Origin of the sequence: Sphaerisporangium rufum (genome assembly GCF_016863395.1) — a bacterium.
Taxonomy (GTDB): domain Bacteria; phylum Actinomycetota; class Actinomycetes; order Streptosporangiales; family Streptosporangiaceae; genus Sphaerisporangium; species Sphaerisporangium rufum.
The window spans coordinates 55,066-66,936 of sequence record NZ_BOOU01000062.1; the positions used below are offsets into that span (position 1 = coordinate 55,066).

Below are 11,871 nucleotides of genomic sequence, written 5' to 3' on the forward strand. Positions count from 1 at the left end.
TCCCGGTCCTGGCCGCGGACCCGCCTTCGCGGGCCTCTGGCAGGCATATGCCGTCACGGCGGTGACCTTCTTCGGCCTGACGATCGTCGCCGCGGCACTCGACCTCCGTGGCGCGGCCACGATCTGCATGCTGCTGTGCGGCGCCTTCACCGTGCGCTTCGCCCTGCACTACGCGAACCGCCGGAGATAGCCCGATCGGCCTGGCGGCCGCGGCGGTCCGGCGTCTCGATCTCGGCCTGGCTGAGGCGATCCCGTTCACGGTGCCGGCCCGCGGCGGGGGGTCAGGGGAGGAAGTCGGGGACCGGGACGCCGAGGCCGGCCTTGGCGGCGTCGTCCTGGACCAGGCGGGCGAGGGCGAGGTCCAGGACGCCGAGGCCGAACGGGGAGAAGACGGTCACCCGATCGGGGTCGCGGCGCACATCGTTCTCCGGGGCCCGGAGCAGGTTCCCGATCTCGTCGTGGATGAACCCGCGGTGCCCGGCGAGCTGCTCGGCCAGGTGGACCGAGGTGCGTTCCCGGCAGACGTGGTCGGTGTCGTCCACGACGTTGCGGGCGGCCAGGATCGCCTCGGGGGTGAGGTCGCGCAGCGAGACGTGCAGGAGCAGGGTGCCGGGCCGGCAGCCCCGGGTGTCCAGGTGCGGACGGACCGCGGTGGTGGCGAGCGACACCAGCCGGTGCGCGGCCAGCGCCTCGGCGGCGTCGCGGGCGTGGCGCACCGTCAGGTCCGGCCAGGCGCGGGTACAGCGGCCGGCGAAGTCGGCGGCGCGGGTGTCGTCGCGGTCGAACAGGGTCACCTCGGCGACCTGGGGGCAGGTCAGCCGCAGGAAGCGCAGCACCTCGAACTGGATCAGGCCGCAGCCGATGAGCGAGACGGCCCGGTCCGGCGTGGCCGGGTTCGCCAGCAGGCCCGCGGCGAGGGCGGCGCTCGCGCCGGTCCGCCGGGCCGAGATGACCGAGCCTTCGATCACCGCCTCGGGGCGTCCGGTCTCCGCGGAGTTGGTCATCACCACGGCGCTGGCCCGCGGTAACGCCCGTTCGTGGTTGGCGGGAAACGACGCCACCCACTTGATGCCGGCCGTCGCCGTCGCCGCGTCCAGGTAGGCGGGCAGTCCGATGATCCGCTCGCGTTCCTTGCCGGGGAAGCGCAGGAACACCGAGTGGGGGAGCGACGTGCGCCCGCCGGCATGCAGGAGATAGGCCTCCCGGACGGCGTCCAGAACGCGGGCCTCCTGGCCGTCGAGCACCTGGCGGACGTCGTCGTGCGTCAGGACCAGCATGGTCATTCCTTCCGGTCGGGTTCCGCCGGCGACCGGTGGGCCGTCGCGCGGCCGGCGGTGGCGGCCCGCGATCGCAGGCACTGGACGATGGCGCGTAGCGGCCCGAGCACCTCCCGGCCCTTGAGGGTCAGCCGGTACTGCACCCGCGGCGGCGCCCGGTCACCCTCGACCTCCCGGGCGACCAGGCCGGCGTCGTGCAGGCGGTGCAACGCCCTGGCCAGTTGCTTGGAGTCCAGCCCGATGGCGCGGGCCAGGTCGGCGTGCCGGCGCGAGCCGCACTGCAGCTCGCAGATCACCGCGGGTACCCACTTGCCGGCCAGGACCTCCAGAGCCTCCTCCATGGCGCCGGCGTCCACCGCCGCGGCGGCGGCCGGGCGGTCGTCGTCCCGGCCCGCGGGCCGGGTGCCGCGGCCCGCCTCCCGGCCCTCCCGGTCCGCGGTCCGGCGGATCGGCGGCGGTACGGCGGCGGGGGGACGTTGACCCGGCCCGGCGGTTCCGCCGGGTACCTGGGCGGCGCGGGCCCGGCCGTCCGGCCGGTCGCGCGGCGAGGCATTGCGGCGATGACCGCGGGCGGTGACCAACTCAGTGATCGCATTCTCGTCGCGCACGGAGGCCTCCCTACCCCGGAAATGGTGCGGGGAACGATGAATTAGCTGATATTCGTGATGATTTCCTGGCGGCCGGAGAAGTGCCTGCTCGTCGGTGCTTTCCGTGAGCGGGACCGCATTTCCTGTATCTCCTACAAATTCAGTGGGTAGGGTGCTGACATCGATGTCATCACATGAATAAATTGTCATTACCGTGAAGGTTGCCGTGGGTCAGGCCGGCCGGTAACCGTAGATATAGGAGCCGGACCTACCCGGCCGGCCGGGCCGCGAAGAGCCGGTCCGCAGCAGGAGCATCAGGGTCGCCGCGCGGCGATCCGGGAGGGAAGCCGGACGATGTCCAAGATCACGACAGGAGTGCGGGCCTTCCTCGACCGGCGCCGCGATGACCTGGTGGAGGAGCTGACCGAGTTCATGCGCATCCCCGCCGTCGCGGTCGAGGGCGGCCCGGAGATCGGCCGGATGGCCGAGCGCGCGGCGGCCAAGTGCCGGGAGGCGGGCCTTGAGACCCGCATCGAGCAGACCGCCGGGCACCCGGTCGTCTACGCGACCGGCGGCCCGGACGACGCGCCGTTCACCCTCATGAATTACGGTCATTACGACGTCTTCCCGGTGACCGACCAGCCGGGCTGGGAAACCGATCCCTTCGAGCCGGTCATTCGCGGCGACCGAATTTACGGACGCGGTTCCGGCGACAATAAAGGACAGTTCCTCGCCCATCTGAACGCGCTGCAGTGGTGGCAGCGGGAGGCCGGTGGCCTTCCCATCAAGGTGAAGGTCATCCTGGAAGGCGAAGAAGAGAACGGCAGCCAGAACCTCCCCGAATTCATCCTGCGCAACAGGGACGAGCTCGCCGCCGACCTGTGCGTCTATTCCGACGGGCCGATGCTGCCCGGCGACCGGCCCGCCCTGCTGTTCGGCGCGCGCGGCGCGCTGGTCCTGGAGTTCCACTCCCGGGGGCCGGGCCGCCCGCTGCACTCGGGCAACTTCGGCGGGGTCGTCGCCAACCCGATCATCGAACTGTCCCGGCTGCTCGCCCTGATGGCCGCCCCCAACGGCGACCTGCTGGTACCGGGCGCCGACAAGGGCGTCCCGGAGGCGACCGCGGCCGAACGCGCCGCGCTCGAGGCGCTGCCGTTCGACCCCGCCGAGTTCCGCGAGCGCACCGGGACCGAGCCGCTGCCGGCCCGGTTCGGGGAGTCGTACTACGAGCGGCTGCTGTACAAGCCGAGCTTCAACGTCTCCGGTTTCGGCGGCGGCCACGTCGGCGCCGGCGCCAAGACGCTGATCCCGACCTCGGCCATGGCCAAGGCGGACCTGCGCCTGGTGGGCGACCAGGACCCCGACGAGGTGCTCACCGCGATCCGGCGGTTCGCCGACGAGCAGGGCCTGTCGTCGGTCGAGGTCCGCAAGATATTCAGCCAGCCGCCCTCGCGCACGCCGCTGGACCACCCCTACGCCGATGTGATCGAGCGCGCGGTGGCCGACGGCTTCGGCAGCCCCCCGCTGCGGGTGCCGAGCCTGGCCGGGACCACCCCGGACTACGTGTTCACCAAGCTCCTCGGCATGCCGGCCGTCATGCTGCCCTTCGCCCCGACCGACGAGAACCACCACGGGCCCAACGAGTCCATGAAGATCTCCCTCTTCCTGCGGGGCGTCCACGCCTCCGCCCGGCTGATCGAACTGCTCGCCGAGCGCGCGCACGACGGCCCGCCGCCCGCCCCGTCCCGCTGACCGCCCGCCCTGCCGCACCGCCCGGCGCGCCACCCGCCGCCGGGCGGCGGGCCGCCCACGCCCTGACCTTGCCCCTACCCGCGTACCGATCGTCAACCAGGAGGAGAAACGATGACGAGGACCGACGTGGTCGACCTGACCCCCGAGCAGATGGAGAAGGCCTACCTGGAGTACCGGCGCGCCTGCTACGACATCGTCTACCGCAACTGCCTCGAACGCGGCGTCTTCGACATGCTGAAGACCCCCGCCACCGTCGAGGAGTTCGGCGGCCGGATGGGCGTGGTGCCCGGCAAGCTGCCCGTCGCCAAGCTGCTGCTGGACGCGCTGGTCAAGTACGGTGCCGTCGAGCGCACCGGCGTGGACACCCCGCGGTACGCGGCCGTCCCCGGCGGCCCGGCCCCCGCTCCGTTCGACACCGACCTGATCTTCCTGGCCACCGGCAAGAGTTCTGTCGAGGAGCTCATGCACAGCGAGAACTACGCCGGGCTGTTCAACGCGCTCACCACCGAGGACAACCCGGTGTCGGCGACGTTCGACGCCGACCACCTGCCGCTGTGGGAGGAGGTGCTGCAGGCGCCCTTCTACCGGTACTCCCGGGTGCAGGCGGTCCGGGAGATCGGATCCACCGGCCCGCACCTGCTCGATCTGGCCTGCGGCCCCGGGTTCGGCCTGCTGGAGCTGGCGGAGCAGGCGCCGGACGGCCCGGACACGACGGTGCTGGGCGTGGAGATCAGCCCGGACTTCGTGGTCTCGGCCGGGCAGCGCGCCACCGGCGACCCGCGGATCCGGGTGGTCCGCGGCGACCTGGAGAAGCCCCAGACGTTCCTGCAGGAGGGGTACTTCGACGGCGCCATGATCGTCGGGGCGTACCACTTCCTGCGCGACCCCGCGCCGCTGTGGCGGACCGCCGCGCGGCTGCTGCGCCCGGGCGGCACGTTCTGCGTCGCCTACGTGCTCTCCCAGGTGGGCACCTACGACCAGGAGATCATGGACCTGCGGTTCGCGCTGCGCCGGCCGCGCTCCTACCAGCCCACCCGGCAGGACGTGCTGGACCAGGCGGCGGCCGCCGGGATGGAACTCGGCCGCGAGTTCGGCCTGGGGGCCTGGCGCTGGTACTCCTTCACCCGGAAGTAGGAGGCCCACGGTGAAGTCCCCGGCCGCTCCGCTCCGGGCCGGCTCGCTGGCCGATCACCTGCGCCGGCGGTACTCGCCGGTGCTGGTGATCCTGTCGCCGCCGCGCTGCGGGTCGACCGTCGTCGCCCGGTCCTGCTGGCGGCACCCGCTCTTCCGCTGGTACGTCCACGAGCCGTGCGACCGCCTCTACCACCGCGGCGACGACGCCGGTTCGGTCCGCGCCGCGCTGTCGGAGGCGCTGGACGCGCCGGACCGGCCGGCGGGCGGCACGGGGCACGGTGTGGTGATCAAGGAGATGACGTTCCAGGCCCGGCCGCTGCTGGCCGAGCTGGCCGGCGCCGCGACGCTTCCGGTGGTGGTCACCGTGCGCGACCCGCGGCTGGCGATCCGGTCCCGGATGCGGCAGCTGGAGAAGGCGGGAGAGGACCCCTGCTTCCCGCCCGTCGAGAGCGGCTGGGCCGATCTCGGGCACGCCCTGGCGCTCATGCGCCGAGCGGGAGTGCCGTACGTCGTCACCGACGTCACCAGGCTGAGCGAGCGGCCGGCCGACCATCTGCCCGCGCTGTGCGCCAGGCTCGGCATCCCCTACACCCCGGCCATGCTGTCGTGGCCGCGGGTGCCGGAGATGTCCCTTGGCCGGCTGGACGGCGAGCAGCGCCACTGGTACGCCCGCGTCCTGTCCAGCACCGGCTTCCAGCCGCCGGACGAGCAGGTCCCTCCGCTGGACGCCTTCCCCGCCGGGATGCGCGCCCACGTGGCCGGCTGCCTGGCGGCCTACGAGGAGATCATGGCAGGTCCGCACACGCTGGAGGTGGCGTGATGAGCCGTTTCACCGGGACGATCCGCCCGGCCGCCGAGCACGACATTCCCGCGATCACCGACATCTACAACCAGGCGGTGCACGATCACGTCGCCACCTGTGACCTCAGCGACGTCCCGCCCGAGGAGCGCGCGGCCTGGCTGCGCGGCCACCGGCACCCGTACGGGGTCTGGGTCGCCGAGGACGGCGGGGTGGTCCAGGGCTGGGTGGCCCTGTCGCCCTACGACACCAAGCCCTGCTTCCGGGAGGCCGCGACGTTCTCCACCTACGTCCGGCGCGAGGCGCGCGGGTGCGGCGTGGGCGGCGGGCTGCGCGCCTTCATGATCGACACGGCCCGGGAGCGCGACTTCCACGCGCTGGTCAACCGGGTCTGGGCGAACAACGAGGCCAGTATCGCGCTGGCCAAGCGGTTCGGCTTCCGGCAGGTCGGTCACATGCCCGAGCTGGTGAAGATCGACGGGGACTACGTCGACTGCCTGTTCTTCGAGCTGCTGCTCCGGCGCTGACTCCCGACCACCAAGAGAGGAGGATCGATCGTGCCAGTCGTACTCGGCCCGGAAGCCACGCCCGTACCGCTCCCTCCGGGACCCGCCACCCCGCTTCCCGCCTCCTGGGAGGCCCTGGCCCGCCGCATCGGGCACACCCCGATGGTCCCCGTGGAGGTGCGGATCGGGGCTCGCCGGCGGGTCCTCTGGCTCAAACTCGAAGGTTGCAACCCGTTCGGCTCGATCAAGGATCGCACCGCCTACGCGCTCATCCGGTCGCTGGAGCGCAGGCACGGCGACGGCGGCCCGCTGACGATCGTGGAGTCCACCTCGGGCAACCTCGGCGCGGCGCTGGCCGGGATGTGCCGGCTGCGCGGCCACTCGCTGATCGCGGTGGTGGACCCGAAGAACTCCCCGGTCAACCTGGCCGCGATGCGGCGGTTCGGCGCCCGGATCGAGATGGTGCACCGGCCGGACGAGACGGGCAGCTACCTCGGCGGCCGGCTGGCCCGGGTCCGGGAGATCTGCGCTCGCGAGAACGCCTGCTGGACCGACCAGTACGCCAACCCGGCCAACCCCGAGGTGCACTTCCGGCAGACCGGACCGGAGATCCTGCTGGACGCCGGGTACGACACCGACTGCGTCTTCGCGGCCGTCTCCACCGGCGGCACGCTCGCCGGGATCGCCCGCTACCTGCGCTCGCAGCGGCCCAAGCTGATCACCAAGGTGATCGGGGTGGACGCCGTGGGCTCGATCGCGCTCTGCGGCCGGCCCGCGACCCGCAAGCTCACCGGGTACGGGGCCAGCCGCCCGTCCGCCTTCGTGCAGGACGCCCAGGTGGACGGCACGGCGTGGGTGGACGACGCCGAAACGGTGGCGATGTGCTGGAAGCTGGCCGCCGAGGCCGGGCTGTGCCTGGGCGGGTCGAGCGGCGCCGTGGTGGCCGCGAGCGTGCGCCGGCTGGCCCGCGACCCCGACACCTCCAAGATCGTGTGCGTCTGTCCCGACGACGGGGTCAAGTACCGCGACACCATCTACGACGCCGGCTGGGTACGCGACCAGGGCATCGACGTCGAGGCGGTACTCGATCGCCACGACGCCGCGGGGCTGCGTTTCGGCGGGCTCGTCGCGGCCACCGGCCGGGACGTCCGCGCGCCGGACGCCCCCGTCCTGCCGCGCCGGTGCTGACCGGCGCGCACCCGGCCACACCGGCCTCCACCGGCCCGCGCAGGCTCAGGCGGCGCGGTCCGCGCCGGTGGCACCGGAGCGCCCCGGCTCCGGTGCCACCCGCACCGACCGCGACCGCGAGGTTACGATGCGGAAGCTGAGGCAAGACACTGAGTATGCCGTCGAATTTTCCCGCCTACTTAGGACTGGCGCTCCTGGTGGTGATCGCCCCCGGTCCGGACTTCGCGGTGGTCATGAAGAACTGCCTGATGTACGGCCGAAGACCGGGCACGCTGACCAGCTTCGGTGTCGTGGCCAGCCTGCTCGTCCAGGGCGCCGCCGCCGCGCTCGGCGTCGCGGCGCTCGTCGTGCGCTCCGCCGTCGCCTTCAACGTGCTCAAGATCGTCGGCGCCCTCTACCTGGGCTACCTCGGCGTCCTGGCGTTGCGCGCCGCGTTCGCCAGGCGCGGGGCGGCCGGGGACGGGCCGGACGGCGCCGGCGCGCCGGCGGCCGGCACGCCCGACGGCCGCGGCGCGTCCGGCGACGGGAGCGATCCGGCCGTGACGCGGCGGCTGCGGGTGCGCGCCTTCCGTCAGGGCTTCCTGTCCAACATCACCAATCCCAAGGTGCTGGCCTTCTACTTCTCGATGCTCCCGCAGTTCGTGAACGGCCGGGCCGCCGTGCTGCCGCAGGTCGCCCTGATGGCGGCCGTCCACGCGTTCTTCGCGCTGGTGTGGCTGCTCATCCTGGTCGCCGTCCTCGGCCGGCTGCGCGACGTGCTGCGCCGGCCGCGGATCCGCCGCGCGCTGGAGGGGCTCACCGGCGTCGCGCTGATCGGCCTCGGCGTCCGCCTCATCACCACCCCGCAGTGATCCCGGCCACCCGGCGAGCCCCGTGCGGGGGCTTCTCGCACGGGGCCCAGGCGGGCGGCCGGCGCCGGGGTCCTGGCGCCGTCAGGCGGTCAGGGGCTGGTGCAGGTGGCGGTGGGGGTGGCCGCGGTGCCGTTGGCGGTGAAGCCGAAGGTGGTGGAGCCGCCGGCCGGCACCGAGCCGTTGTAGGCGGCGTTCTTCACCGTCACGCTGGAGCCGGAGACGGTCTGGGTGCCGTTCCACAGGCTGCTGATGCTCTGGCCGCCCGGCCAGGTCCACTTGACCGTCCAGCCGTTGACCGCCGCGCTGCCGGCCCGGACGGTGACCTCGGACTGGAAGCCGCCGCCCCAGCTGTTCACCGTCGAGATCGTCGCCGAGCACGCCCCACCGGGACCCGGCGACGGAGACGGCGAGGGGGACGGGGAGGGCGAGGGGGACGGCGACGGCGAGGGGCCGGGGTCGGAGCTGCCGAAGGAGCTGAAGAACTTCCACACCTCGCCGGGGACCCAGGTGCGCGAGCCGCTGTCGCCGGTGGCGCCGTCCTGCGGGGCGGCGATGTGGCCCTCGTCGAAGGCGGCCCACACGACGGGGTAGGCGGGGTTGCAGCCGGAGTAGGTGGTGACCCGGTGGGTCAGGCTGCCCTGGGTGGGCTCCGGCGGGTTCTGCGCGGTGCACCCGTTGTTCCTGACGAACCGGTCGCGCATGGACCGGCCACCGGAGATGTTCAGCACGCTGTCACGCAGGCCGTGGATGCCCATGTAGGCGATGGGCTGGGTGCCGCCGCTGCAGCCGCTGAGCACGCCGCCGGACTGCACCGCGACCGCGCGGAAGACGTTCGCCCGGGAGCACGCCAGCGAGTAGCTCATCGCGCCGCCGTAGCTGAACCCGACCGAGAACAGCTGGGAGGTGTCGACGCAGAGCGCGTTCTCGACCTGGCGGATGATGTCGTCGATGAAGACGACGTCCTCGCCGCCGGAGTTGCCCCAGCCGTTGTTGAAGCCCTGCGGCGCGACGAAGATGGCGGTGTTGCCGGCCAGCCGCTGCAGGCCGTAGTAGTTCCACACGTCGCGCTGCACGGTCTGCCCGGTGGCCACGTCGGTGGCGGTGCCGCCCAGCCAGTGCAGTCCGAAGATGAGCCGGTAGGGGTGGTTACTGTCGTAGTTGTCGGGGACGCGCAGGATGTAGCTGCGGTTCTTGCCGCTGGTGGTGATGTTCTTGGTGCCGCTGGTCAGGCCGGGGGCCTTGCCGCAGCCGGCGGTGGCCGCGGCCGCGGTGGTGGCCGCCGGCGCGGCCGTCCCCGCGCTGGACGCGGCGTGCGCGGAGCCCAGCACGAGCAACGCCGCCGCCGCGACCGCTCCGAAGAATGACCTGTGCCTCAACATCGGCGATCCCCTCTTGTCCTTCGACTGTCGGAAGTGGGTGCCAGGAGGACCGTTCACTCCTCCTGTGCCGGGAACGGACGTCGTCCGCGGTGGGTACGGACCACCGCCGGTGCCCGCCCCCGGCCGGTCCGAGCGCGGCTGCCGAGCCGGCCGGATCGGCGGCCGTTTCGCGGTTCGCACCAGGTCCGACCTGGGACGACCATCGGCCGGGCGTATTCTGTTATCGCTAACATGCGCACCTGGACGCCGCAGCGTCGTCGCTTGCGGTGCGCGGGGGTTGTGATGCAGCGGCAGCAAATAAGACGCCGTCGCCCTTGTCAACGTTCTTGACATTTCGGCGAGGACGTTCCGGCTGGCAGGCGGGTTTCGCCGCCTGCTGACCAGCGCGGCGATCGTCCCGCCGTCAATGTGCGGTGCTGAAACTTTCAGGTCGTGGATCCCGAAAACATCGATGATTCGGCCGGAAAATTAACACATCAGGCCGATACATTGATAATTTATATAGATTGTCGATATGATCTCCCGGTGGACGAGACCGAGCCGGACGTGGCCGCGCTGACCAGGATCATCGAGGACTTCAACTCGGTGTTCATCCGGCTGCCGAACGTGCGCCGGCTGGGGTTCAGCTCGCTGTCGGTGTTGCACACCCTGTCCCGGCAGGGGCCGACCCGGCTGACGGCGCTCACCACGACGGAGCAGCTCACCCAGCCGGCGATCACCAGCCTGGTGGGGCGCCTGGAACGGGACGGCCTGGTCGAGCGGCGCCCGGACGCCACGGATCGCCGGGCCGTCCTGGTGGTGCCGACCACCGCCGGCCTGGAGGTCGTGCGCGCCCGCCACGCGGACCGGGTGGCCCGGCTCGGCCGCCTCATCGCGGCGCTCGACGGTGAGCAGCGTGACGCGATCACCCGCGCGCTGCCCGCGTTGCGCCGGGTCGCCGAGCTGGCGACCTCCGGCCCTTCGCCGGCCGCGGCGGACGAGACCGCCGCCGGAGAAGGTCCCTGACCTGCCCGGCCGGCGACAGTTCGATTCCTCCCCGCCGGGTGGCGGGGCTCCCTCTGGAGGTGTTCGATGACAGGCGCGCCTTTCCCGCTGCGACCTGAGCCGATCCACGTACCGGACGATGTGCTGGACGATCTGGCCCGCCGGCTGCGCGCGACCCGGTGGCCGCCGGACGCGGGCAACGAGGACGGCCGCTTCGGCGTGCGGCAGGCCGATCTGCGCGAGCTCGTGGAGTACTGGGCCGACGGCTACGACTGGCGCAAGGCCGAGGCCGCGATGAACGCCTACGAGCACTACCGGGTGGAGGTGGGCGGCGTGCCGGTGCACTTCATGCGCCGGCCGGGCGCCGGCCCGAATCCGACACCGCTCATCCTGTCCCACGGGTGGCCGTGGACGTTCTGGCACTGGTCCAGGGTCGTCGACCCGCTCGCCGACCCCGGTGCGTTCGGCGGCGATCCGGCGGAGGCGTTCGACGTCATCGTGCCGTCCCTGCCGGGCTTCGGGTTCTCCACCCCGCTGACCGCCCGGACGGACCTGAACTTCTGGAAGATCGCCGACATCTGGCACGAGCTGATGACCGGGGTGCTCGGCCACAACAGGTACGCGGCGGCCGGGTGCGACGTCGGGGCGCTGGTCACCGGGCAACTCGGCCACAAGTACGCCGCCGCGCTGCACGGCATCCACATCGGGTCGGCACTGAAGCTCACGTTCTTCAACGGCGACCGCGCCTGGGACTTCGCCGGCGGGGCGCCGATCCCGGACGGGCTGCCGCCGGAGGTCCACCGGCGGATCCTGGCGCTGGACCGGCGCTTCGCCGTCCACCTGGCCGCGCACATGCTCGACCCGGACACCCTCGGCCACGGGCTGGCCGACTCACCCGCCGGCCTGCTCTCCTGGGTGCTCCGCCGCTGGTCGGAATGGTCGGACAACGACGGTGACGTCACCAGCGTCTTCAGCCGCGACGACCTGCTGACCCACGCCACCATCTACTGGGCCGGCGGCTCGATCGTCTCCTCCATCCGCACCTACGCCAACAACAACCGCTACCCCTGGCGGCCGTCGCACGACCGGTGGCCGGTGGTCGAGGCGCCGACCGGCATCACGTTCGTCGGCTACGAGAACCCGCCCGGGGTGTCGACGACCGAGGAGCGGGTGCGGAACTTCCTGGAGGGTGACCGCGCCGCCTGGTACAACCACGTCAACATCACCGCGCACGAGCGTGGCGGGCACTTCATCCCCTGGGAGGTCCCCGGCGCGTGGGTGGACGACCTGCGCCGGACCTTCCGCGGCCGCCGCTGAGCGGTGCCGCCGTCCGGCCGGTCGAGTGCCGCGGTCCGGCCGGTCGAGTGCCGCGGTCCGGCCGGTCGAGTGCCGCGGTCCGGCCGGTCGAGTGCCG

At 72.4% G+C, this 11,871-nt stretch carries 12 protein-coding genes; 9 read left to right on the top strand and 3 right to left on the bottom strand.

What is annotated here, in order from left to right; all coding sequences use genetic code 11:
* Positions 1-61: 61 nt before the first annotated feature.
* Positions 62-190 carry a hypothetical protein gene (locus tag Sru01_RS36315; RefSeq protein ID WP_275412206.1) on the top strand — a complete coding sequence of 43 codons (129 nt, stop codon included), beginning with the start codon at positions 62-64 and terminating at the stop codon, positions 188-190.
* A 91-nt stretch (positions 191-281) separates the two neighbouring features.
* Here Sru01_RS36315 and sbnB read toward each other — a convergent pair whose 3' ends face one another.
* On the bottom strand, positions 282-1,277 hold the full coding sequence (gene sbnB, locus Sru01_RS23455; RefSeq protein WP_203989872.1) for a 2,3-diaminopropionate biosynthesis protein SbnB: 996 nt from the start codon (positions 1,275-1,277) through the stop codon (positions 282-284).
* 2 nt (positions 1,278-1,279) lie between these two features.
* Positions 1,280-1,885: a winged helix-turn-helix transcriptional regulator gene (locus tag Sru01_RS23460; protein WP_203989873.1), complete on the bottom strand. Its 606-nt coding sequence runs from the start codon at positions 1,883-1,885 to the stop codon at positions 1,280-1,282.
* Positions 1,886-2,218: 333 nt separating this feature from the next.
* Here Sru01_RS23460 and Sru01_RS23465 point away from each other — a divergent pair, with 333 nt between their 5' ends.
* From Sru01_RS23465 to Sru01_RS23490, 6 genes are all read left to right on the top strand, one after another.
* On the top strand, positions 2,219-3,616 hold the full coding sequence (locus Sru01_RS23465; RefSeq protein ID WP_203989874.1) for a M20/M25/M40 family metallo-hydrolase: 1,398 nt from the start codon (positions 2,219-2,221) through the stop codon (positions 3,614-3,616).
* A gap of 111 nt (positions 3,617-3,727) precedes the next feature.
* Positions 3,728-4,750, top strand: a complete 1,023-nt coding sequence (locus Sru01_RS23470; protein ID WP_203989875.1) for a class I SAM-dependent methyltransferase — start codon at positions 3,728-3,730, stop codon at positions 4,748-4,750.
* Positions 4,751-4,760: 10 nt separating this feature from the next.
* Positions 4,761-5,570 (top strand): sulfotransferase-like domain-containing protein, encoded by an 810-nt coding sequence (locus Sru01_RS23475; RefSeq protein ID WP_203989876.1) that lies wholly within the window; start codon positions 4,761-4,763, stop codon positions 5,568-5,570.
* Positions 5,570-6,076, top strand: a complete 507-nt coding sequence (locus Sru01_RS23480; protein ID WP_203989877.1) for a GNAT family N-acetyltransferase — start codon at positions 5,570-5,572, stop codon at positions 6,074-6,076. Before Sru01_RS23475 ends, Sru01_RS23480 begins: the two co-directional genes overlap by 1 nt.
* A 30-nt stretch (positions 6,077-6,106) precedes the next feature.
* A complete protein-coding gene (locus Sru01_RS23485; RefSeq protein ID WP_203989879.1) occupies positions 6,107-7,243 on the top strand; it encodes a pyridoxal-phosphate dependent enzyme in 1,137 nt (378 codons plus the stop codon).
* Positions 7,244-7,398: 155 nt separating this feature from the next.
* Complete coding sequence (locus tag Sru01_RS23490; protein ID WP_203989881.1) at positions 7,399-8,094, top strand: LysE family translocator; 696 nt, start codon at positions 7,399-7,401, stop codon at positions 8,092-8,094.
* 89 nt (positions 8,095-8,183) lie between these two features.
* On the opposite strand, the gene Sru01_RS36320 is transcribed toward Sru01_RS23490, so the two are convergent.
* On the bottom strand, positions 8,184-9,473 hold the full coding sequence (locus tag Sru01_RS36320) for a CE1 family esterase (RefSeq protein WP_203989884.1): 1,290 nt from the start codon (positions 9,471-9,473) through the stop codon (positions 8,184-8,186).
* Between the two features lie 525 nt (positions 9,474-9,998).
* Here Sru01_RS36320 and Sru01_RS23500 point away from each other — a divergent pair.
* Both Sru01_RS23500 and Sru01_RS23505 read left to right on the top strand, forming a co-directional pair.
* Positions 9,999-10,478, top strand: a complete 480-nt coding sequence (locus Sru01_RS23500; RefSeq protein ID WP_203989886.1) for a MarR family winged helix-turn-helix transcriptional regulator — start codon at positions 9,999-10,001, stop codon at positions 10,476-10,478.
* Positions 10,479-10,544: 66 nt separating this feature from the next.
* Positions 10,545-11,774, top strand: a complete 1,230-nt coding sequence (locus tag Sru01_RS23505) for an epoxide hydrolase family protein (protein ID WP_203989888.1) — start codon at positions 10,545-10,547, stop codon at positions 11,772-11,774.
* The last annotated feature ends 97 nt before the right edge of the window (positions 11,775-11,871 follow it).

Coding starts and splice junctions, on each gene's coding strand:
- sbnB (WP_203989872.1), bottom strand. CDS start 1,277: ATGCTGGTCCTGACGCACGACGACGTCCGCCAGGTGCTCGACGGCCAG.
- Sru01_RS23490 (WP_203989881.1), top strand. CDS start 7,399: ATGCCGTCGAATTTTCCCGCCTACTTAGGACTGGCGCTCCTGGTGGTG.
- Sru01_RS23465 (WP_203989874.1), top strand. CDS start 2,219: ATGTCCAAGATCACGACAGGAGTGCGGGCCTTCCTCGACCGGCGCCGC.
- Sru01_RS36320 (WP_203989884.1), bottom strand. CDS start 9,473: ATGTTGAGGCACAGGTCATTCTTCGGAGCGGTCGCGGCGGCGGCGTTG.
- Sru01_RS23505 (WP_203989888.1), top strand. CDS start 10,545: ATGACAGGCGCGCCTTTCCCGCTGCGACCTGAGCCGATCCACGTACCG.
- Sru01_RS23470 (WP_203989875.1), top strand. CDS start 3,728: ATGACGAGGACCGACGTGGTCGACCTGACCCCCGAGCAGATGGAGAAG.
- Sru01_RS23480 (WP_203989877.1), top strand. CDS start 5,570: ATGAGCCGTTTCACCGGGACGATCCGCCCGGCCGCCGAGCACGACATT.